Here is a 23,826-nt window from a genome sequence, read left to right as displayed (position 1 = left end):
GTGTTACGGCTTCGGCGTCGCGTGCGGGCCGCACGTGACGTCGGAGCTGTCCAGCTTGCCGCTGAGCAGGTAGGCGTCCACCCGCTCGTTGATGCACGGGTTGACCAGGCTGGTCACACCGTGGGAGCCCGCGTTCTTCTCGGTGATCAGGCGGGAGCCCTTGAAGCGCTGGTGCAGCTCGACCGCACCGCCGTACGGGGTCGCGGCGTCACGCTCGGACTGGACGATCAGGACACCGGGCAGACCCTTGCCGGTCTTGACGTTCACCGGGGTCTGCTGCTTGACCGGCCAGGTCGCGCAGGGCAGGTTCATCCAGGCGTTGGCCCAGGTGAGGAACGGGTAGTCCTTGTGCAGCCGGGTGTTGTCGCGGTCCCACTTCTTCCAGCTGGTGGGCCACTTGGCGTCGGTGCACTCGACGGCCGTGTAGACGGCGTTGCCGTTCTCGGAGGCCGCGTTGCCCGCCGTGTCGGACAGGTCGGGCGCGGCCGCGTCGACGAGCGCCTGGGTGTCACCGGCGAAGTACTTGCTGAACACGGTGGCGACCGGGATCCACGAGGAGTCGTAGTACGGCGCGCCCTGGAAGAAGCCGATCAGCTCGGCCGGGCCGACGACCCCGCCGATGGGGTTCTTCTTGGCGGCGGCGCGCAGTTCCAGCCACTTGGCCTGCACCGCGTCACGCGTGGTGCCGAGGTGGAAGACGGCGTCGTTGGCGGCGACCCAGTCCTGCCAGTCGTTCCAGCGCATCTCGAAGGCGACGTCCTGGTCGAGGTTGGCCTCGTACCAGATCTTCTCCCGCGACGGGTTGACGACGCTGTCGACGACCATGCGGCGGACGTGCTTCGGGAACAGCGTGCCGTAGACGGCGCCCAGGTAGGTGCCGTAGGAGACGCCCAGGTAGTTGAGCTTCTTCTCGCCGAGCGCGGCACGGATGACATCCAGGTCGCGCGCGGTGTTCGGCGTGGTCATGTGCGGCAGCATCTCGCCGCTGCGCTCGTAGCAGCCCTCGGCGTACTCACGGGCGAGCTTGCGCTGGGCGCGCTTGTCGGCCTCGGAGTCCGGCACCGGGTCCATCTTGGGCGCCTTCACGAACTCCTGCGGGTCGGCGCAGGAGATGGGCGCCGACTTGCCGACGCCACGCGGGTCGAAGCCCACGAAGTCGTACGCCTTGGACGTGTTGACCCATACCGGGGCCTTGGTGACGACTCGGCGCGGGAACCGCAGGCCGGAGCCGCCGGGACCGCCCGGGTTGTAGATGAGCGCGCCCTGCCGCTCCGACTTGGTGCCGGTGTTGCCGATGCGGTCGACGGCGAGCTTGATCTGCTTGCCGTTGGGCTTGGCGTAGTCCAGCGGCACGGTCACCCAGCCGCACTGGATGGGCTTCTCCAGCCCCCAGTCGGCGGGACAGTCCTGCCAGTCGATCCCGGCCTTCTCGGCCCGGGCGGCGGCGATGGCCGCGCCGCGGGCCTCGCGGTCCTGGCCGTGCCGGCTCTCCGCACTCGCGCTCGCGGTGGGAGCCGTGACGGCCCCGGCTATCAGGGTCGCCGTGACAAGCACTCCGGCGGAGCCGAATGCCACGGTCCGCCTCTTCGGTCTGCTGTGCTTCAAGTGCGGCCTCCCCGTACTCATATGACAAGTACGGAGATCCTCGCGGCTGTGCTCTCTCTGTGAACAGGGTCGGCCGCTGTTCTTTGCCAATCCGATAAACGGAGAGAGGTGTTCGCTAATCGATCCGCTGCGGGCTGCCGGCCACCAAGCTACCCGAGCAGGGCCAGCGCCTCGTCCAGCACCCTGCGCAGCCGCAGCGCGTCCGGCGCCACGGCCGTCACCAGCGCGGCAGGCCCGGCCAGCGGCACGACCACGGCCCCCTCCCCGAGCACACGCGCGGCGACCGGCGCGTCCTCGAACTCCGGGCGTACGACGACCAGCTGCCCCACGGCCCGATGCCCCCCGAGGACAGCCGGCCCGTCCCAGCCGCCCGGCGCCCCGGGCCCGCAGGCGAGCTCCTGATCGAGAACGGTCCGCCCACCGACCCGCACGGTAAGACGACTGCTGAGTCTCCCGGGTTCCTCGGCCGCCCGCCCGAGCACCTGCTCCTCCCGCAGCACGAGCCGGCCGCCCGCACCGACGTCGGCGCGGGTGCCGACGTACAGCTCACTCCCCCGCGCGGAGATCAACTGCTCCGGCAGCCAGTGCAGTTCACCGCCGTCGGCGACATCGAGCCGCACGTCGTAACGCGCCTCGCCCTTGTGCTGTCCCGGCAGCGCGATGGTGGCAGCGGCCGACCCGACCCGCAGTACGGCGCCCTCCCCCACCTCCGCCCCGACGGTGAAGTGATCGCCACCGAGCGGCCCGCTCATCGCCCCGACGAGCATGACCCGGGCCTCGGCACCACTCCCCCGGGTCCGCCGCAGCGCCAGCGGCCCGTCCCCCTCCAGCACAGGCAGCGACGTACCACCCCGGCCGTCGGCCCGCGCCTCGATCCGCGCGGTGGCCCGCACGCCGCCCGCCACGGCCACGCTCATGCCGCCCACGCGGCGAGCTGCGCCCGCACCCAGGCGGCGACGTCGGTGACTCCGGCCTCGCTCCGGAGCGACTGGAAGACGACGGGCAGCTCGGCGCGCTGTGCCTTGGCGTCGGCGGCCATGCGGGCGAGGTCGGAGCCGACGTAGGGGGCGAGGTCGGTCTTGTTGACGACGAGGAGGTCGGCGGTGGTCACACCGGGCCCGCCCTTGCGCGGAATGTCATCGCCCCCCGCGACGTCGATCACGAAGATCTGCGCGTCGACGAGCCCCTTGGAGAAGGTCGCGGTGAGGTTGTCCCCGCCGCTCTCGACCAGCACGAGGTCCAGCGGGCCGATCTCGTCCTCCAGATCCTCGACGGCTTCGAGGTTCGCGGAGATGTCGTCCCGGATCGCGGTGTGCGGGCAGGCTCCGGTCTCCACGGCGGCGATCCGCTCGGGCGGGAGCACGGCCTCGCGGAGCAGGAGCTCGGCGTCCTCGCGGGTGTAGATGTCGTTGGTCACGACCGCGAGGGACAGCTCGTCGCGCAGGGCACGGCAGAGGGCGGCGACGGTGGCGGTCTTGCCCGAGCCGACGGGGCCGCCGAGCCCGATACGGAGGGCACGGCGCGAGCCGTCGGGACGACGGGCGTCGGCGCTGACGGCAGCGGGGCCGGAGTGGGAATGATCGAGATGCATGATGACGGCTCCTTTTTTGACGCCGGCGTGCTTTTCACGCCGGTCAGGCAATCTCAGCCCGTCCGGCGTTTGAGGACGAGGCCCCTTAAGGGCCGAAGCGGGGGTCTGGGGGCGGCAGCCCCCAGGTACGGGACGGGTAGGGGCGGCGGGGGCGAGAAAAAGCTACGAGGCGAACAGCCGCACAGGCCACCCCGCATGCACCTCCGCGGAGATCTCCAGCAGCGGAGCAGAAGCCGCGGGCAAGGCGTCCACCCCCACCTCGACAACCGCCCGAGCCGCCTCCACCGCCGAATCCGCGACGCGATCCAGCTCCGGCGCCAACCGCGCCAGCACCGCCGTGGCCTCGAACGGATCGAGACTCAGCAACCGCACCGTCGCGGACGCCGACCCGCTCACACTCTCGTACGCCGCGCAGTACGCCGCGTCGACGGCGTCGAGACCGGCCGCCCGGGCCGAGACCCCCAACACCACGGGCTGGTGCGCCCCCTTGGGGAACTCCCGGGCCAGGGCGTCGAGTTCCGCCGACGGCCACGTCACCCGCGCCGCCCGCATCAACTGCCGCCCCAGCCTCCGCGAGGCGACCCGGAGTGCCGGAGACGGCGTACGCGCATCCAGGGCCCCGTCCAACTCCACGGGATCCGCCCCGAGTACGGCCGACGCGGCGACCGCCGCCGACACGAGCCCCGCCGAGTGCAACCGCCCCCGGCAGAACTCCTCCAGGCTCGCCGCCCCGGTCACCCGCCCGGCCTTGACGGCCGCCTCGGCCCCGCCGGAGTGCGCGTGCCCCCCGGCGGGAAAGCGGCCGTCGGCCAGTACGAGAAGTGCAGCGCGAGACATCAGAACCCCACCATCGGATCCACCCCGTCAGAACAGGAAGTAACGCTGGGCCATGGGCAGTTCGGCGGCGGGCGTCGCCTCGACGAGCTCGCCGTCGATGTGCACGGCGAAGCTGTCGGGGTCGACCTGGACCCGTGGCCGCGCGTCGTTCTCGCGCATGTCCGCCTTGGTGACCCCACGCGTCGACTCGATCGCCACGAACCGCTTCCCGAGCTGAAGCCGCTCCGGCAGCCCGTCCTCGATCGCCAGCGGGGCGACGAAGTTGAAGGAGTTGGAGGCCGGCGCCCGTCCGATCGCCCCGTACATCGGCCGCGGCAGAATCGGCTGCGGGGTCGGGATGGAGGCGTTGGCGTCGCCCATCTGCGCCCAGGCGATCTGCCCGCCCTTGACGACGAGATGCGGCTTGACGCCGAAGAACGCGGGCTCCCACAGCACGAGGTCGGCGAGCTTTCCGGTCTCGACCGACCCGATCTCCCGGGCGAGGCCCTGGGCGATCGCGGGGTTGATCGTGTACTTGGCGACGTACCGCCGTACGCGGTGGTTGTCGGCCCGCCCGTCCCCGGGCAGCGCGCCCCGCTTCCGCTTCATCACATGCGCGGTCTGCCAGGTCCGCATGACGACCTCGCCGACGCGGCCCATGGCCTGGGCGTCGGACGAGATGATCGAGATCGCGCCGAGGTCGTGGAGGATGTCCTCCGCCCCGATGGTCGAGGGCCGGATCCGGGACTCGGCGAAGGCGAGGTCCTCCGGCACCGCCGGGTTGAGGTGGTGGCACACCATCAGCATGTCGAGGTGTTCCTCGGCGGTGTTGACGGTGAACGGCCGGGTCGGGTTCGTCGAGCTGGGCAGCACGTGCGGCTCGGAGACGACGGTCATGATGTCCGGCGCGTGCCCGCCGCCCGCACCCTCGGTGTGGTAGGCGTGGATGCCGCGTCCGGCGATCGCGGCGAGGGTGTCGCCGACGAACCCGGCCTCGTTGAGGGTGTCCGTGTGGATGGCGACCTGGATGCCGGTCTGGTCCGCGACCGTCAGCGAGGCGTCGATGACGGCGGGGGTCGAACCCCAGTCCTCGTGGAGCTTGAGCCCCAGTGCGCCGCCCCGGATCTGCGACAGCATCGCCTCGTGCGAGACGGTGTTGCCCTTGCCGAGGAAGCCGATGTTGAGCGGGTACTGCTCCATCGCCGCCAGCATGCGGGCGAGATGCCAGGGCCCCGGCGTCACCGTCGTGGCCTTCGAGCCCTCGGCGGGCCCGGTGCCCCCGCCGACCAGGGTCGTGACACCGGCCGACAGCGCCTCGTCGGCGATCTGCGGACAGATGAAGTGGACGTGCGCGTCGACCGCGCCCGCCGTCAGGATCCGCCCGTTGCCCGCGATGACCTCGGTCTCGGGACCGATGACGAGGTCCGGGTGGACGCCGTCCATCGTGTCGGGGTTGCCCGCCTTGCCGATGCCGGTGATCCGGCCGTCACGGATGCCGACGTCGGCCTTGACGATGCCCCAGTGGTCGATGATCACCGCACCCGTGATGACGGTGTCCGGGGTGCCGTCTGCGCGCGTAGCACGCGACTGCCCCATGGACTCGCGGATGACCTTGCCCCCGCCGAACACGGCCTCCTCACCGGCGAGTCCGGGCCCGCCGGAACGATCCTCCTCGATCTCGACGATCAGGTCGGTGTCGGCGAGCCGGATGCGGTCGCCGGTCGTCGGGCCGAACAGGTCGGCGTACGCGGCACGTGAGATCTCAGGCATCGAGGGCACCTCCGGTCTCCCCGCGCAGGCCCGGCACCACACGGGCGCCGGCGAGCGGGACGAGTTCGACGTCGACGGGGATCCCGGGCTCGAAGCGTACGGCGGTGCCGGCGGCGACGTTCAGCCGCTTGCCGCGCGCGGCGGCGCGGTCGAACTCCAGGCCGGGGTTGGCCTCGGCGAAGTGGTAGTGGGAGCCGACCTGGACGGGCCGGTCGGCGGCGTTGAGGACGGTGAGCCGGGTGACCTCACGGCCCTCGTTGTAGACGATCGAGCCCTCGGCGAAAAGGATCTCTCCGGGAATCACGGCGGTCCCCCGTCAGACGATCGGGTCGTGGACGGTGACGAGCTTGGTGCCGTCCGGGAAGGTCGCCTCGACCTGGACGTCGTGGATCATCTCGGGGATGCCCTCCATGACGTCGTCCCGGGTGAGCAGCTTGCGCCCCGAGGACATGAGCTCGGCGACGGTACGACCGTCACGGGCACCCTCGAGGATGTGCGACGTGATGAGGGCGACCGCCTCCGGGTGGTTCAGCTTGAGCCCGCGGGCCCGGCGCTTCTCGGCCACGTCGGCCGCCACGTGGATGAGCAGCCTCTCTTGCTCGTGCGGGGTCAGTTGCACGTCCCACCTCACAGTCCTCGCTCCGGACCGTGCGGGGTCCGGTTGCCGCAGCCCCTGGGCAAAGTCCCTGGTGGCGTGGCGGCAGGCTAGTTGGACCGCATTTCAAGCAAGTTAACCGAGCTGTGATCCATCAGTTCGCGCCGGCTTCGTCCGGCGCGCTCATCAACGCCCGTAGACCGTCCCGCAGGATCTCAGTGGGCGCAGGCCCGAACAGCGCCTGCTGGGCGAGGAAGCCCATCGCGGCCGCCATCATGGTGCGGGCCACGTACTCCGGGGGGACGTCCGACCGGATCGTCCCCGCGTCCTGGTGTGCCCGGACGATCCGCGTCCAGGCCTCGCGCACCGCGCCGTAGCCCTCGTGCAGGACGGCGGCCAGCTCCTCGTTGCGGATGGTCTCCGCCCACACCTGGACGACGAGCCCCGGGAACGCCGGCCGTCCGTCCACCGTCAGGGACTCCTTGGTGGCGAGGACGCGGCTGAGCACCGACGCCACCAGGAGGTCCGGCGACGGGGGCGGGGTGCTGCGGGCGGCCTCCTCGAAGCCGTCCCGGACCTGGACGAGCACCTCGCCGACGATCGCGGCGATCAGCTCGTCCTTACCGCTGAAGTAGCGGTAGACCGCCCCGGCCGAGAGGTCGACCTCCTTGAGCACGTCCTGCATGGACGTGGCGTGGAAGCCGTTGCGGGCGAAGCAGATCGCGGCGCCGTCGAGGATCTGCCGGCGGCGGGCGTCGAGGTGTTCCTGGGATACACGGGCCATGGTCACCAAAGTAAAACGAACGTTCCTTCTTGACAAGGCACGGATCTGGCAGGACGGTGGGGACAGCCGTAAAACGAACGATCCTTCTTTTTTAATCCGCTCCGGAAGGAACCCGCCATGTCCACCGCCCCCGCCGGCAACGCACGCCGCATGATCGCGATCGCCGTCCTGGTCCCGGTCCTCGCCGCGCTCGCCCTGTGGGCCTTCGCCTGGCCCGCCGCCCGCACCGCACCCCGCGACCTCCCGCTCGGCGTGGCCGGGCCGGCCGCGGCCACCGCCCAGGTGGAGAAGCAACTGAACCGCCACGAGGGCGCGTTCGAGATCCACCGCTACCCGGACGAGGCCGGAGCCCGGGCCGCCATCAAGGACCGGGCCGTATACGGCGCCGTCGTGGTCACCCCTGAGGGGCCCGAACTGCTGACCGCGTCGGCCGCGAGCCCGGCCGTCGCCCAGCTGCTGCAACAGGCGGTGGCGGAGCAGGCGGCCGCCGCCGGCGCGCAGGTCAGGACGGTCGACGTGGTGGCCGCGCCGGCGAACGATCCGCGCGGCGCGGCCCTGAGCGCCAGCGTGCTGCCACTGGCCCTGGCCGGAATGGCGGCGGGCGCGCTGGTCACCTTCAGCGGGCTGCGCGGCACCCGGGCCGTGGCCGCCCTGGTCGGCGCCTCGGCCCTGGTCGGGGTGGCCGCAGCCGGCATCGCGGACAGCTGGCTCGGGGTGCTCGCCGGTGACTGGTGGGCCGAGGCCGGGGCGTTCGGGCTGACGACCCTGGCCGTGAGCGGTGCCGTGGCCGGTCTCGCCGCACTCCTCGGCACCGCCGGCGTGGGGATCACCGCGGGCGTCGTCATGTTCTTCGGCAACCCCTGGTCGGGGGCGGCGTCGGCGCCGCAGATGCTGCCCGAGCCGGTCGGCACGATCGGCCAGTGGCTGCCGCCGGGGGCGAGCGCGACCCTGATGCGCTCGGTCGCCTACTTCGACGGCGCCGCGGCGACCGGCCCCGTGCTCACCCTGACCTGGTGGACCGCGCTCGGCCTGGGCGCGGTGCTGCTCGGGCACGCGCTCAAGGCACGCCGGGCGGGCGTCGAGCCGGTGGCGGAGCGCGAGTTGGCGACCGTCGGCTGACCGGCCGGCAACCCGATCGGACCGTGCACCCCCGCTGTAGCGGACGGGGGTGCACGGTCTTTTCGTGTGCCAGGAGACCCTGTTCGTGTGTCAGGAGGCTCCGGTGCCCCGGTGGTGCGCCGCGATCCCGAACCGCTGCTGTTCGCGAGGAGCGGACGCGACTTCACGGACGGCCGAGACCGCGCTGATCACCTGCTCCTCGGCGAGTTCGGCGGGTGCGGCCGGTTCCGCGAGCTTCTCCAGTCGTTCCAGGTCGGCGGCGGAGACCAGGGCGACGAGGGGCTTGCCGTGGCGGGTCACGACCACGCGCTCACCGCCGTACACCACACGGTTGATCAGATCGGCGAGCTCAGCCCTGGCTTGCGTCACCGGAATCTCGTAGGCCATGACCTCATTCTAACGTCACGTACATCCTGTACATTTTTTACAGACGCAGAAGGAGGGGCACCATGACCCGACCGACCGCCCGCCACGTACTGCCCGAGTTCACGGAACGCACGAGCTCCGGTCAGAAGACGATGGATCCCTACTCGAAGCTGCTGGAGGAGCGGATCGTCTTCCTCGGGACGCAGGTCGACGACATCTCGGCGAACGATGTGATGGCGCAGTTCATGCACCTCGAGTACCAGGATCCGGACCGGGACATCTCCCTCTACATCAATTCCCCCGGCGGCGCGTTCAGCGCGATGTCGGCGATCTACGACACGATGCAGTACGTCAGCTGCGACGTGGAGACGATCTGCCTGGGCCAGGCCGGCTCCTCGGCCGCGGTGCTGCTGGCGGCGGGCACCCCGGGCAAGCGCTTCGCGCTTCCGGGCGCGCGGATGGTGGTCCATCAGCCGTCGCTGTCCCAGCCGGTGGAGGGACAGGCCAGCGATCTGGCCATCCAGGCCGCGGAGTTGATGCGCGTCCGGGGCCGCCTGGAGGAACTCCTCGTACGGCACACCGGGCGCAGCCGGGAGCAAGTCACCGCGGACATCGAGCGGGACAAGATCCTGGACGCCCAGGAGGCCCTGGAGTACGGGCTGGTGGACGGGATCATCCCCAGCCGGAAGGCCTCGCCCGCCGCACCCGGCACCCGGTGAGCGGCGATGGTGCCGGACCTTCCTCCGCTGCCCGCCCTGACGCGGGCCGAGGGCGAGTTGATCGACCGTTATCTGGACGTGGTCGACCTGCTCGGCCGTATCAACCCGGCGCGCCACGGAGACACGTACCGTGGACTTCGGGCCGCCCAGGCGCTGGTCGCCAAGGCGGCGGAGCTGCGCGACGCGCTGGTGACGATGCATCAGCGCGGCGAGACCGAGGTGCACGCCGAGACGCTGGCGCGGGCTCTGCGGGTGCTCGACGGCGAGCGGCGCACCGCCCGGGTCGCCGTGCCGCCGCAGTGTCCGGACCGGGGTTGAAACGGACCAAAAGACGTACCCCCCTTTGGAGTAGTCGCCTCTCCTTTGACAGGGCCTAAAAGGTTGCGCAACGCGCGTAGCCCCGCTCCGGAACCAGTACCTCCGCTGCTGGTCCGAGCACCCTCGACCCCCTGGACGCTCCCTCGAACAGTCGAGTGTCCACCCGAACGGGTGAGTGGTGAGTAACAACACAAATCCCCGATTCCATTGGGATTTTCGGCGTTGAGTGCGTGAAGATCCCTGTCTGACGACAAGCCCCCGCCACAGCGGCGGGGCGATCCGGGTGGACGCCGAGTCCTGCCGCCGCCCGGATGACCGAGTCGACAGGAGTGGATCGGCAGGAGTGGAGGACCCAAGCACGACGGGTCGCCGGAGCAGCCGTCATCGGCCGTTCCGAGCAGCCCTTGGGGTGAAGCCGCAACTTGCGGCCGGGCAACTTCGCCAGCCCGAATCCGACAGGTCATCCTTCACAGGCGGCTGACGAAGGGTTGCGCATGACTGCGCTCAATCGTGTCCCGTCGCTGATGGCCCGAGCCGGTACGGCTTCGGCTCTCACCATCGCCGCAGTGGGCGGCTCTCTCGTGGTCCCGGGCATGTCGTCCGATGCCGAGGCCGCGACACCAGCGAAGAAGGCACTCCAGGTAGCGGCCTCCAAAAAGGGCTCCCCGTACAAGTACGGCGCCGCGGGGCCGCACCGCTTCGACTGCTCGGGGCTCACGCTCTACTCGTACAAGAAGGCGGGCAAGAAGCTGCCTCGTACGGCGGCCCAGCAGTACAACAAGACCCGCCACATCTCCTCCAGCAACCGCAAGGCCGGAGACCTCGTGTTCTTCCACTCGGGGTCGAACGTGTACCACGTCGGTATCTACGCGGGGAAGGGGAAGATCTGGCACTCCCCGAAGACCGGGGAGGTCGTGAAGCTGGAGAAGATCTGGAGCAAGAGCGTCTGGTACGGCCGGGTCAAGTGACCCGACTCGTGGGGGGTGGTGGCGACTTGACCTGCCATCACCCCCCACGGGGCCGCCGGCGGTTCCCTGCCGGAGGAGAACCGCGGCGACTGCAGTGGTGGCCTCCGGTCCCGCTCCCCGCGACAGCCAGCGCCGAGCCGAGCCTGATGGAGGAGCCGGTCCTGATGACCTCCCCGGCCATACGCTGACGAGTTCCACCTCCTGGCCACCCCCTTGGCGCGGACGGCGGCGCCCCCGGTGTGGGTGCGGCTGCCGGGACCGGGCGCTGCTGCGCGGCGCGCTCGGCACGGCTGACGGGGACGTCACGGCTCCTGCTGGCCCGCCGCCGAGACCGGCTCCGCCCGTACCGTCCACGGGAGTTCGATGGAGACGGTCTTGCCGCCCTCGCGGGTCGGCCTCACTCTCAGCTTGCCGCCGCACTCCGCGGTGAGCCAGCGGATGATCACCATGCCGCGGCCGTTGTCCTGCTGCACGGCGGCCGGGAGCCGCTTGGGGAAGCGGGGGTGGCTGTCGGTGACGCCGATGCGGAGCTGCTCGTCACGGTCGAGGAGGATGTCCACCGTGAAGGTGGGTGACTGACCGAAGGTGTGCTGTACGGCGTTGGTGGCGAGTTCGGAGACGATGAGCCGGATGGTGTCCGCCACCTCCGTGTCCGCCGGCAGACCCCACTCCGCCAGGGTGCCGATGACGTATGTGCGGGCCGCGGAGACCGAGGCGGGATCGCTCGGCAGAGTGACGGATGCTTCCAGATGGTCTGCCATGGCGACGTCGTCCCTTTCCCACGGGACCGCAGTCCGACACGGAGCGGATGGTTCGAGTACGGTCCCGGACTGGTGCTTCTTCGTCAGACTGCCATTACCAGGGCGGTCTCGGTGCCGATCCACCAAGATATGCATATATCTGTCGCTCGAAGCGGTGAACTCTCCGACGGAAGACCGTATTTGGGCGGCCCGGAAGGAGTAAGGAGTAGCCCATGCAGCACGGTCCCGCGGTACGCCGCCGGAAACTGGGCGCCGAACTGCGTGCATTGCGCACGGGTGCGGGGCTCACCAGTGGTGAGGCGGCGCGGCTGGCGGGCTGGCACCAGTCCAAGGTAAGCCGGATCGAGACCGGTGCGAGCGGAGTGAAACCGGCCGATGTGCGGTTACTCCTGGACGTCTACGAGGTGTGTGACAGCCAACTGCGGGAGCTGCTCCTGGTGTTGGCGGGGTCCGAGGAGGGCGGCGGACGGCACCACTGGTGGCACCAGTACCGCGGCGTACTGCCACCGACGTACCGCGATTTCATCAGTCTGGAGTCGCAGGCCAGCGCGATGCGCACGCTGGAGACCTCCGTGGTGCCGGGGCTGCTGCAGACGCCCGACTACGCGCGAGCGGTCACGCGGGCCGCGGTGGGCGGTGTCGGTGACGAGCTGGACGACATGGACGAACGGTTGGACGCGCTGGTCGAGGTGCGGCTGGCCAGGCAGGACGTACTGAAGGCCGAGCCGCCGCTGGAGCTGACCGCGGTGCTCGACGAGGCGGTGCTGCGGCGGGAGATCGGCGGGCCCGAGACGATGGCGCGGCAGTTGCGGCGACTGGTCGAGGCGGCCCGGTTGCCCCAAGTGAGGATTCAGGTGTTGCCGTTCGCCGCGGGAGCGCACATCGGCATCACAGGGCCTTTCGTAATCTTCTCATTTTCGAGCACATCTGATCTGGACGTGGTTGTTCTCGACCACTTGACGAGTAGCCTCTACCTCGAACGGAAAGAAGACCTCCAGGCCTATACCGAGGCCTTCAACGCCCTTCAGATCCACGCCCTTTCGCCCGAGGACTCGTTGGATTACATCGCCGGGATAGGTGACGGCGCGTAAGGAGGCACCATGTCCGCAATGCCTCGGAACGTACCTTCCAGTACCGATTCCAGTACCGATTCCAGTACCGATCTGCACGGCGTGCGGTGGCTGCGCAGCAGCTACAGCACCGGAGCGAACAACTGTGTGGAGACCGCTCGGCCCCGGACCGGCTCGCTTGCCGGTCTGCTCGCCGTGCGCGACTCGAAGAACCCGTCCGGACCCGCGCTGCTCTTCTCCCCCGGGAGCTGGGCGGAGTTCACGGCCGCGTTCTGAGCACATCCGCCCCCAGCACGGCCGTGTCACGCCGACTCATGGTCGTGTCTCACCGATCACATGTACAGCGCGTTCGATCTGCGCCTCGGAGAGGTCCGCACGGGCGGTCAGCCTGAGCCGTGAGATGCCGTCGGGCACGGAAGGGGGACGGAAACAGCCCACGGCGAGCCCCGCGGCACGGCAGTCCGCCGCCCACCGCACGGCCTGATCCGGGGAGGGAGCGCGCACGGAGACCACCGCGGCGTCCGGACGTACCGCCTCGTGACCCGCGGCGGTCAGCCGTGCGTGCAGTTCGGCGGCCACCTCGCGGGCTCGCGCCGCGCGCTCCGGCTCGCGGCGCAGCAGGCGCAGTGCGGCCAGGGCCGCCCCGGCCGCGGCGGGGGCGAGCCCGGTGTCGAAGATGAAGGTCCGGGCCGCGTTGACCAGGTGGTCGATGACCCGGGCGGGGCCGAGCACGGCGCCGCCCTGGCTGCCGAGCGACTTGGACAGCGTGACCGTCACGACGACATCGTCGGCGCCCGCGAGTCCCGCCGCGTGCGGGGCGCCGCGGCCGCCGTCCCCGAGCACACCCAGGCCGTGGGCGTCGTCGACCACCAGACCCGCGCCGTGCTCCCGGCATGCCTCGGCGAGTCCGGCGAGCGGGGCGGCGTCGCCGTCCACGGAGAAGACCGTGTCGGACACGACGATCGCGGGGCCGTCGTGCGTCTGCAGCGCCTTGCGCACGGCGTCCGGGTCGGCGTGCCCGACGACCTGGGTCGCGCCCCGGGCCAGCCGGCAGCCGTCGATCAGCGAGGCGTGGTTTCCGGCGTCGGAGACGATCAGCGAGCCGTGCGGGGCCAGCGCGGTCACCGCGGCGAGGTTGGCGGCGTACCCGGAGGAGAAGACGAGGGCCGCCTCGAACCCGCAGTATTCGGCCAGCTCGCGCTCCAGCTCGGTGTGCAGCTCGGTGGTGCCGGTGACGAGCCGGGACCCGGTGGCGCCTCCGCCCCAGGTCCGGGCGGCCTCGGCGGCCCCCTCGACGACCTCGGGGTGGCGTGCCAGCCCCAGGTAGTCGTTGCTCGCCAGATCGAGGAGCGGCGAGTCGGCGGGACGGGGCCGCAGGCTCCGTACGAGCCCGGCGCGGCGGCGCGCCAGCGCCTGCTCGTCGATCCAGCCGAACGCCATGGGTCCTCCGGGGTTTTGTAGGCAGCGAACAGACACTAGTGCCCGATCCGGGCACCCACTGTGTGGCAATACCCACACAGTGATGGGCAGCTGTTGTACGAACTCTCCTTGGCCCGGGACGGCTCCTTAAGACAGGATCAGCTCTCATGGACCTGCTGAACACGCTGGTGGACAAGGGGCTTCGGCGCGAGCTGCCGACCCGCGAGGAAGCACTGGCCGTCCTCGCCACTTCCGACGACGACCTGCTCGATGTGGTGGCCGCGGCCGGAAAGGTGCGCCGGCACTGGTTCGGCCGACGGGTCAAACTCAACTACCTCGTCAACCTCAAGTCCGGCCTGTGCCCCGAGGACTGCTCCTACTGCTCGCAGGCGCTGGGCGCCAAGGCCGGGATCCTGAAGTACACCTGGCTCAAGCCCGACGAGGCCTCCCAGGCCGCCGCCGCGGGCCTCGCGGGGGGCGCGAAGCGGGTCTGTCTGGTGGCCTCCGGCCGCGGCCCGACCGACCGGGACGTGGACCGGGTCGCGGGCACCATCAAGGCGATCAAGGACCAGAACGAGGGCGTCGAGGTCTGCGCCTGCCTGGGCCTGCTCTCCGACGGCCAGGCCGAGCGGCTGCGCGAGGCGGGCGCCGACGCCTACAACCACAACCTCAACACGTCCGAGGCGACGTACGGGGACATCACGACCACGCACACCTACGCCGACCGCGTCGACACCGTGCAGAAGGCCCACGCGGCCGGCCTCTCCGCCTGCTCGGGCCTGATCGCGGGCATGGGCGAGAGCGACGAGGACCTCATCGACGTCGTCTTCTCGCTGCGCGAGCTGGACCCGGACTCGGTTCCGGTCAACTTCCTGATCCCGTTCGAGGGCACCCCGCTGGCCAAGGAGTGGAACCTCACCCCTCAGCGCTGTCTGCGCATCCTGGCGATGGTCCGCTTCGTCTGCCCGGACGTCGAGGTCCGCATCGCGGGCGGCCGCGAGGTCCATCTGCGCACGATGCAGCCGCTCGCCCTGCACCTGGCCAACTCGATCTTCCTGGGCGACTACCTCACCAGCGAGGGCCAGGCCGGCAAGGCCGACCTGGAGATGATCGCGGACGCCGGGTTCGAGGTCGAGGGCGCCGGCGAGGTCACCCTGCCCCAGCACCGGGCCCACGCCGCGGCGGCCGGGGGCGGCTGCGGCTCGCACGAGAGCGCGGGCTGCGGCTCGCACGAAGGCGCCGGATGCGGCTCGCACGAGAGCGCCGGGTGCGGGTCCGTCTGCGGTACGGCCACCGCCGAGCCGGCGGTCAACGAACCCCGCACGGACCTGGTCGCCGTACGCCGTCGTGGTGCCGGAACGGATCTCGCTCCCAATGCCTGACCTGCCGGTGTCCGACCTCCTCGAGCTCGACCGGCGGCATGTGTGGCATCCGTACGGGCCGATGCCGGGACGGGTCGAGCCGCTGGTCGTGGAGTCGGCGAGCGGGGTGCGGCTGCGGCTGGCGGACGGCTCGGGTGAGCTCGTCGACGGCATGTCGTCCTGGTGGTCGGCCATCCACGGCTACAACCACCCGGTCCTGAACGAGGCCGCGCACGAACAGCTCGGACGGATGAGCCATGTGATGTTCGGCGGGCTCACCCACGAGCCCGCCGTACGCCTGACGAAACACCTTGTCGACATGTCGCCCGACGGCCTCGAACACGTCTTCCTCGCCGACTCCGGATCGGTGTCGGTCGAGGTCGCGGTGAAGATGTGCCTCCAGTACTGGCGCTCACTGGGCCGTGCCGGAAAACAGCGCCTGCTCACCTGGCGCGGCGGCTACCACGGTGACACCTGGCAGCCGATGTCGGTGTGCGACCCCGAGGGCGGTATGCACGAGCTGTGGAGCGGGGTCCTCCCGCGCCAGGTGTTCGTGGAGTCGCCCCCGGCCGAGTACGAGGAGGCGTACGCCGATCAGCTGCGCGCCGCCATCGAGCGGCATGCCGATGAGCTGGCCGCGGTGATCGTGGAGCCGGTGGTGCAGGGTGCGGGTGGGATGCGGTTCCACTCCCCCGCGTATCTGAGGGTGCTGCGGGAGGCGTGCGACGCGCATGACGTGCTGCTGGTGTTCGACGAGATCGCGACCGGATTCGGGCGCACGGGGGCGTTGTTCGCGGCGGAGCACGCGGCGGTCACGCCGGATGTGATGTGCGTGGGCAAGGCGCTGACCGGCGGCTACCTGACGATGGCGGCGACGCTGTGCACGTCCCGCGTGGCCGACGGCATCTCGCGGGGCGAGGTCCCGGTGCTGGCCCACGGTCCGACGTTCATGGGCAACCCGCTGGCGGCGGCCGTGGCCTGTGCGTCGATCGAGCTGCTGCTCGGGCAGGACTGGACGGCCGAGGTCAAGCGGATCGAGGCCGGGCTGCGGGAGGGGCTGGCGCCCGCCCGGGAACTGCCGGGTGTGCGGGACGTACGGGTCCTCGGGGCGATCGGGGTGGTCCAGCTCGACCGTCCCGTGGACATGAAGGCCGCGACGGAGGCGGCGGTGCGCGAGGGCGTGTGGCTGCGGCCGTTCCGTGACCTGGTGTACACGATGCCGCCGTATATCACGGGCGACGCGGATGTGGCACGGATCGCGCGTGCGGTGTGTGCGGCGGCGCGGGAGGGCTGAGGTGCCGGTGCGGATGCCGGTAGGGGCACTGGCACGGGTTGGGGTTCGGGTTGGGTTGAGTGAGGGCTGAGATGGCTGTTCTGGTGATCACGGGCACCGGCACGGAGGTCGGCAAGACGATCGCGACCGCCGCGGTCGCCGCTGCCGCGGTGGCGGCGGGACGGTCGGTGGCCGTGCTCAAGGCGGCGCAGACCGGGGTACGGCCGGACGAGCCCGGGGACGCCCAGGAGGTGGCGCGGCTCGCGGGACCGGTGACGGTGGCCGAAGTCGCCCGCTATCCGGAGCCGTTGGCCCCCGCGACGGCGGCTCGGCGGGCCGGACGCGCTCCGGTACGGCCGCGGGAGGTCGCCGAAGCCGCCGCCAAGTTGGCGACCGAGCACGACCTGGTGCTCGTCGAGGGGGCCGGCGGGCTGCTCGTACGGTTCGACGAGGCGGGCGGCACACTGGCGGACGCGGCGGAGCTGCTGGAGGCGCCGGTGCTGGTGGTGGCGTCAGCGGGGCTGGGCACGCTGAACACCACCGAACTGACGGCCCGTGAACTCCGTTCCAGAGGGCTGGACTTGCGCGGAGTGGTGATCGGCAGCTGGCCCGACTCGCCTGATCTGGCGTCGCGTTGCAATCTGGCGGATCTGCCGGAGGTGGCGGGGGCGCCGCTGCTCGGGGCGGTGCCCGCGGGTGCGGGGGCGTTGGCGCCCGCCGACTTCCGTGCGGGGGCTCCTGGTTGGCTGGCGCCGGGGCTGGACGGGACGTGGGACGCGGAGGTGTTCCGGGGCCGGGAGGCCGGCTGACTAGATGCGGTCGGCGTCCGCCGGGATCCACGGGAAGGGCACCTCGGCAGCGGCCCATGCGCCGAGGTCCACCGCCATGACGGCGTCGACGAAGACCTGGGGCGGCCGGTAGTCGTGCACGCCGATGTAGTGGCCGATCAGGGACGGGGCGGCGTAGGCGGTTCCGGGTGCGCCGGGGATCCGGATCTCACTGTTGCAGCGCGGGTGCCTTTCCCGATTCTTCCGCCGGGGACACAGATCGCAGAAGTGCCAGCCGCGGCACACGTTCATGCGCTGCACCTCCTGGATCGCCGCCAGCTTCTCCGTGAAGGCCTCCGGGACCGGCCCCGTCGTGCAGGGCCGATCCGCCTCCAGCCATCCCACGGTGGCGCGTTCGTAGCCCGGTCGGAAACGGACCCACTGGCCGGGCGTCCCTCGGACGCCGAAGATGTCGTCCTCGAAGTAGTCGTATGTGCTCAGGTCTTCGTAGAACATCCGGGCATCATCACATCCCCCCGCCTTCTCCCAGCAGCCGCACCAGTTCGATCCGCGACCGGATCCCCAACCGGGTGAAGACGCCCCGCAGATGGTGGTCGATGGTGCGCGGGCTGAGCGCGAGGCGCGTGGCGATCTCCTTGTTGGTCGCGCCGTCGGCAGCCATGCGGGCGATCATGAGCTGCTGGGCCGTGAGGCGGGTGGTGGGGTCGTCCGCGTCGGCCTGTGCGGGCGTCGCGGGGGCACCGAGGGCGCGGAGTTCGGCGCGGGCCCGGGCGGCGCAGTGCGGGGCTCCGAAGTGTTCGAAGGCCTCCAGGGCGCTGTGGAGACGGTCGCGGGCCTCGGTGCGCTCGCGCAGTCGGCGCAGGGCGCTGCCGAACAGCAGCTCCGTACGGGCGCGTTCGAGGTCGCGGGTGCCGCGGGCGTGCAGGTCGAGTGACTCGCGGTAGTGGTCGATCGCCTCGGCGCCGGGTGCGAGCAGGGCACGGCAGCGGGCGCTGAGGGCGAGGTCGTCGGGGCTGCGCACGACGCTGGCCCAGCGGTGGTAGTCGGCGTGGGCGGTCCGGGCGACGCGGGTGTCGCCGGTCCGGACGGCCGCCTCGACGTAGTGCGGGGTGGCCAGGTGCCGGATCGCCCGGTGTCCGTGGCCCGGGCCGAACCCGGCGAGGGCCCGCAAGCGGGCCGCCGCCGCGGGGAACCGGCCACTGCTGAGGTCGAGGTAGGCGAGCGCCCACTGGGCGAGCGCGGCAGGCAGACCCAGTCCGTGGGCGAGGGCGTACGAGCGGGCGACGGCGGCGCGTTCCCGGCACACCTCCGTGTCGCCGGTGAGCGCCGCGAACATGGCGAGGGCGGCCTGCAGATGACAGGCACCGTTGTCCTGGCCGGTGACGTGCGCCTGCCACAGCGCATCCGCCGCCGCGGCCTCCCCGGCCCGTGGCCGTCCGGTCCAGAAGTCGGCATAGGCCCGGAACTCCATGGCCTGCACCGCGGTGACGGTCGCGCCGCGCACCCGGGCGGAGGCGGCCGCCCGCACCGTCGCGGCGGTCGCACGGGTGTGGTCACCGAGCAGCAGCGCGGCGATCCCGGCGTGGATGAGACCGGTGGGGTCACCCCCCGGCCCACACCGTCCGGCCGCCGCCTGCAGCAGATCCCGCGCGTCCTCGTACCGCCCGTCGAACGCGGCCGCCAGCCCTCCGAGCGTCCCGGGCGGCTCGGCCCCCATCCGCCGGGCGACCCGCGCCACTTCCCGACAGCGCCGCAGATCACCGGTGTACATGGCGGCCTCGGTGGCCCGCGCGAGGAGGTGAAGGACGGGGTCGGGCACGTCGAGGGCGGTGGTGAGGGGGTGCGGGGAACTGGAGGGCCCGTCCGATGCCAGGGAGATGGCCGAGGCAGTAGCAGCGGCTGCCCCGGAATCCACGGCCGGTACCGGCAGTACCGAGTGGTCGTCGATCCCGGAGCACACCGAAGCAACGGCCGCTGCATGCCCGCAACCCGCGGTCGCGACCGGCACCACCGAGTACACAGCGGTCCCGGAGCGCACCGAGGCACCCCCAGCAGCCCGCCCGGCACCCGCAGTCGAGTCCGGAGGCGCCGGCTGCCCGGCTGCGGAACCTGCCTCCCCGGCGTCGGCGGCATGCCCGGCCCCCGGCGCCGCCAGCGACGCGCGCTGACCGCCCGCCCCGGACGCGGCACGCCCCTCTCCCGGTCGCCGGCATCGCGCCGTCCGGCGGACGCCCGCGTCCAGTGCGGGAACGCCAAGGCCCGCCCCCTCACCGACACGGCTGCCCTCATCCGGCCCACCAGACCCGGCGTCCTCGGCACCGCTACGCCCCCGCCCGGGGACCCGGCCGCCGCGCGTCCGCGATCCGTCCTCCCGCTCCCCTGCCAATGGAACTGCACCGGCGCCCGGGCTTCCGGCTCCCCCGGCCGCCTCCCCCTCCGTCACCACCGCCGCCAACAGCACGTCGAAGGCCTCCGCCGCGTTCCCCGCCCGCAGGGCGAGCAGACCGGTCAGTGCCTCGTCCGCAGTCATGGCGACCAGTCGGCGGGCCCGGTTCCCGTCCCCCGACTGCCAGGCGTAACCCGCGGCGCGGGCCAGGAGTCGGAGCTGTTCGGGGCGCTCGGGGCACAGCGCCGCCGCGCGTTCCACGAGGGCGCGGGCCTGCGGGGTCTGCCCCGCGGCGCGGGACTTCGTGGCCGCCGCGGCGAGTTCCGCCGCCAGTCGGGTGCTGGGGCCGAGCGCGCCGGCCCCACGATGCCAAGAGCGCAGTGACGTTTCACCCGAGGTGTGCAGTACACGGGCCAGCAGCCGGTGGACGTCGCGCCGGTCCTCGGCGGAGCCCGTCTCGTACGCGGCGATCCGCGTCCATGCGTCGCGGAAGACGACCCCGGCGGCCGTGGTGTGCGCGAGCCCCGCCGCCTCGGCGGCCTCCAGCGGCCGGGTGTCCAGACGGGCCGCCGCGACGGCGCGCGGGAAGGCGTGGGTGGCGACCGGGTACTGGTCGGCCGCGGCCAGGAGGAGGAGCAGTCGGGTGTCGTCCGGCAGCCGTCTGATCTCCGCGCGGTGGGCGCGCAGCAGTGCCGGGGCCAGTTCCACCGGTTCGGTGGGCAGCGGCTCCAGGCCGGCCGACTGACGTGCGCTGAGCAGCCGTACGGCCTCGACGGCGGCGCGCGGATCGCCGTACACCGAATGCAGGAGCCGGACCCGGACGCCTTCGGGGAGGGCGGGGGCCAGGTCCTGCCACGTCTCCGCGGGCCGCGGTGACGAAGTGCCCTCGATGGGCTGGGGGGTTACCGGAGTCAGCACACGAATGACGTTACTGGCGAGTTAATTGACACGTAAAGACCGGCGATTTCGCCGATGCGGCGCGCGTAGACCCCGCTGACACTCCTGACAACCCCACCTGCATCAGGAGGCATCATGCAGCGCTCCCGGCGTCGCGTCTCAGCGGCCGCTTCGGCCGTCGTCTCATCGCTCCTGCTCGCCCTCTCCCTCTCCGCGACCCCCGCTCAGGCCGCGACCCACCATCCGATCGTCTTCGTGCACGGCTTGAGCAGTTCGTCGAGCAGCTGGGACGACTGGATCGCGGATTTCAAGGCGGACGGCTACTCGTCGTCCGAGCTGTTCGCGTGGTCGTACAACTGGCAGCAGTCGAATGTCACCACGGCGAGCCAGCTCTCCAGCTACATCAAGACCGTGCTCTCGCAGACCGGCGCCTCGAAGGTCGACCTGGTCGTGCACTCGATGGGCGCGCTCAACTCCCGCTACTACCTGAAGAACCTCGGCGGGACGTCGTACGTGGACGACTTCGTGTCGACGGCCGGGGTGAACCACGGCACGACGACCGCCTCGTGGTGTTCGTGGCTGTACACGTCGTGCTCCGAGATGTACACGGGCAGTTCGTTCCTGACCTCGCTCAACTCCGGTGACGAGACGCCGGGCAGCGTCTCGTACGCCAGCTACTGGTCGAACTGCGACGACGCGCTCACCCCGGACACCACCGCGATCCTGAGCGGGGCGACCAATGTCGAGGTCGGGTGCGTCTCGCACACCGACATGAACAACGACCACGGCGTGTACGAGCAGGTCCGCGACTTCGTGGCGTAGGGCCCGGGCGGGGGTGCGCGGGCGCGTACCGGGGGACACTCACGGTAGGCCCGTCCTTTCTGGAGGTCGCCATGCCGCTACGGTCCGCCGGCTCCGGCAAGCTGCCGCGTGAGCCCGTGCACCACCCGCTGTTCGCCCGTTACTACGCCCGCGTGAGCGTGTCCGCCGAGACCCGCTGGGGCATGGCCGGAGTCCGTGACCGGCTGCTGGCCGGTCTGTCCGGGCGGGTCATCGAGATCGGTGCCGGAAACGGCCTGAACTTCGCCCACTATCCGAACTCGGTCTCGGAGGTCGTGGCGATCGAACCGGAGCGCAGTCTGCGCCAGTTGGCGGCGGAGTCCGCGCTGCGCTGCGATGTGCCCGTCGACGTGGCGCCGGGCGCGGCGGAGGCCCTGCCGGTCAAGAGCGAGGCCTTCGACGCGGTCGTGCTCTCCCTGGTGCTGTGCAGTGTGCGCGATGTGCCGCGGGCCCTGTCGGAGGTACGGCGGGTGCTGCGGCCCGGTGGTGTCGTGCGGTTCTTCGAGCACGGCGCGGGCGGCGGGCGGGCGATGCGGTTCGCCCAGCGGGCACTGGACCGTACGGTGTGGCCGCCGCTGAGCGGGGGCTGCCATGTGTCCCGGGACCCGGTCGGGGCGCTGCGGGCGGCCGGTTTCGAGCTCGGGCCCTACCGGCAGGTGCTCATGCCGGAGAAGGGGCCGAAGCTGCCGCCGTCCTACTGCGTGCTGGGCACCGCGTGGCGCCCCTCCGCCGACGGGACGCCAGCGGCCTGATCACAGGCCCCACCGCCGCAGTTCCTCCGCGATGTCATGCACCGACGCCTCACCGCTCTTGACCAGCCTCGCCAGTTCACGGACCTGCTCGGGCGAGGTGACGACCTTCAGGCCGCTCGCCACCAGGTAGGCGTAGGCGACGGCGGAGGCGAAGAGGGCGTTGGAGCGCTCCAGCGCCGGGACGTGGATGAGGAGTTGGAGCAGGGCCGCGGCCCGGGCGTGCGGGCTGTCGTAGACCGGGACGTCGAATATCTCGGCCTCGTGGCGTGCGACGGCGGCGACGAGAGCACCCCAGTCGGTGACCTGGGGGTCTCCGGGTGTCTTCTGTTCGGCGAGCATGAGGAGCCAGGCGAGATCGATCCTGAGGTTGCTCAACGGTTCAGCGGCGACCTTCGCTCGGGCCTTCGCGATCGGCGCCGAATTCCTCGGCGAACACCGACTCGTACTGCTTCATGAAGTCGGCGGCGGCCTCCACGAAGGTGTGGCCGACCTCCCCGGTGTCCTGCTTGACCAGTTCCTCGATGTAGCGGTTGACGCTCATGCCCCGGGCCGTGGCACGTTCGCGCGCGGCGCGGGCGGTGCCCTCGTCCACGCGCACATTCAACTGGGTCTTCGCCATACCTCGAAGCTAGCGCGTTGGTGCTAGCACCGGCAAGAGGTCATCCCTGGGGTGGAGGGCGTCCGACACTCAAGGGGGATTCCTGCTGTGGGGCGGATCACACTAGCCTCGGTCAGTACTGAGGGGTTCGCGGTGTCCGGGAACGAGGAGGCAACCTTGTCCACACCTGCTGCGGAGCATGCCCGGGGCCATGCGTCGGCCGACGGGATCGCGGCCCGCGCCCGTGGTCTGACCAAGGCGTACGGCTCGGGCGAGACGACCGTGCTCGCCCTGGACTCGGTGGACGTGGAGATCGCACGCGGCCGCTTCACCGCGGTCATGGGGCCGTCGGGCTCGGGGAAATCCACGCTGATGCACTGTCTGGCCGGGCTCGACACCGTCTCGGCCGGTGAGGTGTGGCTCGGCGACACCGAGATCACGGGGCTGAAGGAGCGCGACCTGACAAGGCTGCGCCGGGACCGGATCGGGTTCATGTTCCAGTCGTTCAACCTGATCCCGACCCTGAACGCGGCCGAGAACATCACCCTGCCCATGGACATCGCGGGCAAGAAGCCCGACGAGAAGTGGCTCGACCAGGTCATCGACGCCCTGGGCCTGCGGGACCGGCTGGGGCACCGGCCCGCGCAGCTCTCCGGCGGCCAGCAGCAGCGCGTGGCGTGCGCCCGGGCGCTGGCCTCCCGGCCCGAGCTGATCTTCGCGGACGAGCCCACCGGCAACCTGGACTCTCGGGCCGGCCTGGAGGTCCTCGGCTTCCTGCGTTCGGCCGTCGACGACCTGGGCCAGACCGTCGTCATGGTCACCCATGACCCGGGCGCCGCCGCCCACTCCGACCTGGTGCTCTTCCTCGGGGACGGACGGATCGTCGACGAGATGGAGCGGCCGACGGCGGAGGCGGTTCTCGAACGCATGAAGCGATTCGACGTGATCCGGGGGCAGTACGAAATGGGCCCGCCACCGGAGGCCGCGCCCACGGACGCCCCGGACGCCCCCTCCCTCGACAAGGACTGAG

Annotated in this window: 27 protein-coding genes and 1 riboswitch; of the genes, 12 read left to right on the top strand and 15 right to left on the bottom strand. The window is 71.4% G+C overall.

Features of this window, described 5'->3' with window-relative positions:
- Positions 1-3 precede the first annotated feature (3 nt).
- The 8 genes from PH203_RS38840 to PH203_RS38805 form a co-directional block, all read right to left on the bottom strand.
- Positions 4-1,605 (bottom strand): alpha/beta hydrolase, encoded by a 1,602-nt coding sequence (locus tag PH203_RS38840; protein WP_289926493.1) that lies wholly within the window; start codon positions 1,603-1,605, stop codon positions 4-6.
- A gap of 149 nt (positions 1,606-1,754) precedes the next feature.
- Positions 1,755-2,522 (bottom strand): urease accessory protein UreD, encoded by a 768-nt coding sequence (locus PH203_RS38835; RefSeq protein WP_289926492.1) that lies wholly within the window; start codon positions 2,520-2,522, stop codon positions 1,755-1,757.
- Complete coding sequence (gene ureG, locus PH203_RS38830) at positions 2,519-3,196, bottom strand: urease accessory protein UreG (RefSeq protein ID WP_289926490.1); 678 nt, start codon at positions 3,194-3,196, stop codon at positions 2,519-2,521. Before ureG ends, PH203_RS38835 begins: the two co-directional genes overlap by 4 nt.
- A 162-nt stretch (positions 3,197-3,358) precedes the next feature.
- On the bottom strand, positions 3,359-4,033 hold the full coding sequence (locus PH203_RS38825) for an urease accessory UreF family protein (protein ID WP_289926489.1): 675 nt from the start codon (positions 4,031-4,033) through the stop codon (positions 3,359-3,361).
- 27 nt (positions 4,034-4,060) lie between these two features.
- On the bottom strand, positions 4,061-5,782 hold the full coding sequence (locus PH203_RS38820; protein WP_289926488.1) for an urease subunit alpha: 1,722 nt from the start codon (positions 5,780-5,782) through the stop codon (positions 4,061-4,063).
- Positions 5,775-6,086, bottom strand: a complete 312-nt coding sequence (locus tag PH203_RS38815) for an urease subunit beta (RefSeq protein WP_289926486.1) — start codon at positions 6,084-6,086, stop codon at positions 5,775-5,777. The genes PH203_RS38820 and PH203_RS38815 overlap by 8 nt, the downstream gene beginning before the upstream one ends.
- A gap of 12 nt (positions 6,087-6,098) precedes the next feature.
- On the bottom strand, positions 6,099-6,401 hold the full coding sequence (locus PH203_RS38810) for an urease subunit gamma (RefSeq protein WP_010988499.1): 303 nt from the start codon (positions 6,399-6,401) through the stop codon (positions 6,099-6,101).
- 130 nt (positions 6,402-6,531) lie between these two features.
- Positions 6,532-7,161 (bottom strand): TetR/AcrR family transcriptional regulator, encoded by a 630-nt coding sequence (locus tag PH203_RS38805; protein ID WP_289926478.1) that lies wholly within the window; start codon positions 7,159-7,161, stop codon positions 6,532-6,534.
- 117 nt (positions 7,162-7,278) lie between these two features.
- Here PH203_RS38805 and PH203_RS38800 point away from each other — a divergent pair, with 117 nt between their 5' ends.
- Positions 7,279-8,280, top strand: a complete 1,002-nt coding sequence (locus PH203_RS38800) for an ABC transporter permease (protein ID WP_289926477.1) — start codon at positions 7,279-7,281, stop codon at positions 8,278-8,280.
- A 90-nt stretch (positions 8,281-8,370) separates the two neighbouring features.
- Here PH203_RS38800 and PH203_RS38795 read toward each other — a convergent pair whose 3' ends face one another.
- The gene (locus tag PH203_RS38795; RefSeq protein ID WP_289926474.1) at positions 8,371-8,667 is read right to left on the bottom strand and encodes a type II toxin-antitoxin system Phd/YefM family antitoxin; all 297 of its coding nucleotides are present in this window, start codon (positions 8,665-8,667) and stop codon (positions 8,371-8,373) included.
- A gap of 62 nt (positions 8,668-8,729) precedes the next feature.
- Between PH203_RS38795 and PH203_RS38790 the strand changes: the two genes are divergently transcribed.
- The 3 genes from PH203_RS38790 to PH203_RS38780 all read left to right on the top strand — a co-directional run bounded on the left by PH203_RS38790 (position 8,730) and on the right by PH203_RS38780 (position 10,651).
- Positions 8,730-9,365 (top strand): ATP-dependent Clp protease proteolytic subunit, encoded by a 636-nt coding sequence (locus PH203_RS38790; protein WP_289926472.1) that lies wholly within the window; start codon positions 8,730-8,732, stop codon positions 9,363-9,365.
- Between the two features lie 6 nt (positions 9,366-9,371).
- Positions 9,372-9,683, top strand: coding sequence for a hypothetical protein (locus PH203_RS38785; protein ID WP_289926471.1), 312 nt, complete (start codon positions 9,372-9,374; stop codon positions 9,681-9,683).
- 278 nt (positions 9,684-9,961) lie between these two features.
- Positions 9,962-10,174: riboswitch (cyclic di-AMP (ydaO/yuaA leader) on the top strand.
- Between the two features lie 3 nt (positions 10,175-10,177).
- Complete coding sequence (locus tag PH203_RS38780) at positions 10,178-10,651, top strand: C40 family peptidase (protein ID WP_289926468.1); 474 nt, start codon at positions 10,178-10,180, stop codon at positions 10,649-10,651.
- 302 nt (positions 10,652-10,953) lie between these two features.
- Here the strand turns inward: PH203_RS38780 and PH203_RS38775 are convergent, their stop codons facing one another.
- Positions 10,954-11,412, bottom strand: a complete 459-nt coding sequence (locus tag PH203_RS38775) for an ATP-binding protein (protein ID WP_289926467.1) — start codon at positions 11,410-11,412, stop codon at positions 10,954-10,956.
- Positions 11,413-11,624: 212 nt separating this feature from the next.
- On the opposite strand from PH203_RS38775, the gene PH203_RS38770 reads away from it, so the two are divergent.
- Together PH203_RS38770 and PH203_RS38765 are read left to right on the top strand one after the other, a co-directional pair.
- Complete coding sequence (locus PH203_RS38770; RefSeq protein ID WP_289926465.1) at positions 11,625-12,503, top strand: helix-turn-helix transcriptional regulator; 879 nt, start codon at positions 11,625-11,627, stop codon at positions 12,501-12,503.
- 9 nt (positions 12,504-12,512) lie between these two features.
- A complete protein-coding gene (locus PH203_RS38765) occupies positions 12,513-12,758 on the top strand; it encodes a DUF397 domain-containing protein (protein WP_289926463.1) in 246 nt (81 codons plus the stop codon).
- A gap of 36 nt (positions 12,759-12,794) precedes the next feature.
- Here PH203_RS38765 and PH203_RS38760 read toward each other — a convergent pair whose 3' ends face one another.
- Entirely contained in the window at positions 12,795-13,922 is a 1,128-nt protein-coding gene (locus PH203_RS38760) for an 8-amino-7-oxononanoate synthase (protein ID WP_289926462.1), read from the bottom strand.
- A 146-nt stretch (positions 13,923-14,068) separates the two neighbouring features.
- On the opposite strand from PH203_RS38760, the gene bioB reads away from it, so the two are divergent.
- The 3 genes from bioB to bioD all read left to right on the top strand — a co-directional run bounded on the left by bioB (position 14,069) and on the right by bioD (position 17,344).
- Positions 14,069-15,283: a biotin synthase BioB gene (bioB, locus tag PH203_RS38755; protein WP_289926461.1), complete on the top strand. Its 1,215-nt coding sequence runs from the start codon at positions 14,069-14,071 to the stop codon at positions 15,281-15,283.
- The gene (locus PH203_RS38750) at positions 15,276-16,556 is read left to right on the top strand and encodes an adenosylmethionine--8-amino-7-oxononanoate transaminase (RefSeq protein WP_289926458.1); all 1,281 of its coding nucleotides are present in this window, start codon (positions 15,276-15,278) and stop codon (positions 16,554-16,556) included. Before bioB ends, PH203_RS38750 begins: the two co-directional genes overlap by 8 nt.
- 71 nt (positions 16,557-16,627) lie before the next feature.
- On the top strand, positions 16,628-17,344 hold the full coding sequence (gene bioD / locus PH203_RS38745; RefSeq protein WP_289926456.1) for a dethiobiotin synthase: 717 nt from the start codon (positions 16,628-16,630) through the stop codon (positions 17,342-17,344).
- Here the strand turns inward: bioD and PH203_RS38740 are convergent, their stop codons facing one another.
- Both PH203_RS38740 and PH203_RS38735 read right to left on the bottom strand, forming a co-directional pair.
- Positions 17,345-17,818 carry a hypothetical protein gene (locus PH203_RS38740; RefSeq protein WP_289926455.1) on the bottom strand — a complete coding sequence of 158 codons (474 nt, stop codon included), beginning with the start codon at positions 17,816-17,818 and terminating at the stop codon, positions 17,345-17,347.
- A gap of 10 nt (positions 17,819-17,828) precedes the next feature.
- Positions 17,829-20,627 (bottom strand): LuxR C-terminal-related transcriptional regulator, encoded by a 2,799-nt coding sequence (locus tag PH203_RS38735; RefSeq protein ID WP_354671296.1) that lies wholly within the window; start codon positions 20,625-20,627, stop codon positions 17,829-17,831.
- 114 nt (positions 20,628-20,741) lie between these two features.
- Between PH203_RS38735 and PH203_RS38730 the strand changes: the two genes are divergently transcribed.
- Positions 20,742-21,428 carry a triacylglycerol lipase gene (locus PH203_RS38730; RefSeq protein WP_289926454.1) on the top strand — a complete coding sequence of 229 codons (687 nt, stop codon included), beginning with the start codon at positions 20,742-20,744 and terminating at the stop codon, positions 21,426-21,428.
- A gap of 71 nt (positions 21,429-21,499) precedes the next feature.
- A complete protein-coding gene (locus PH203_RS38725) occupies positions 21,500-22,198 on the top strand; it encodes a class I SAM-dependent methyltransferase (protein ID WP_289926453.1) in 699 nt (232 codons plus the stop codon).
- On the opposite strand, the gene PH203_RS38720 is transcribed toward PH203_RS38725, so the two are convergent.
- Together PH203_RS38720 and PH203_RS38715 are read right to left on the bottom strand one after the other, a co-directional pair.
- Positions 22,199-22,573 carry a fic family toxin-antitoxin system, toxin component gene (locus PH203_RS38720; RefSeq protein ID WP_289926451.1) on the bottom strand — a complete coding sequence of 125 codons (375 nt, stop codon included), beginning with the start codon at positions 22,571-22,573 and terminating at the stop codon, positions 22,199-22,201.
- A gap of 4 nt (positions 22,574-22,577) precedes the next feature.
- Positions 22,578-22,817: a toxin-antitoxin system HicB family antitoxin gene (locus PH203_RS38715; RefSeq protein WP_289926449.1), complete on the bottom strand. Its 240-nt coding sequence runs from the start codon at positions 22,815-22,817 to the stop codon at positions 22,578-22,580.
- A gap of 156 nt (positions 22,818-22,973) precedes the next feature.
- On the opposite strand from PH203_RS38715, the gene PH203_RS38710 reads away from it, so the two are divergent.
- Positions 22,974-23,825, top strand: coding sequence for an ABC transporter ATP-binding protein (locus PH203_RS38710; RefSeq protein ID WP_289926447.1), 852 nt, complete (start codon positions 22,974-22,976; stop codon positions 23,823-23,825).
- The last annotated feature ends 1 nt before the right edge of the window (position 23,826 follow it).

Origin of the sequence: Streptomyces sp. S.PB5, assembly GCF_030403745.1 — a bacterium.
In the GTDB taxonomy this organism is placed as follows: Bacteria; Actinomycetota; Actinomycetes; order Streptomycetales; family Streptomycetaceae; genus Streptomyces.
The sequence above is the reverse complement of the archived record's forward strand: the minus strand, read 5'-3'. Positions and strand labels throughout refer to the sequence as shown.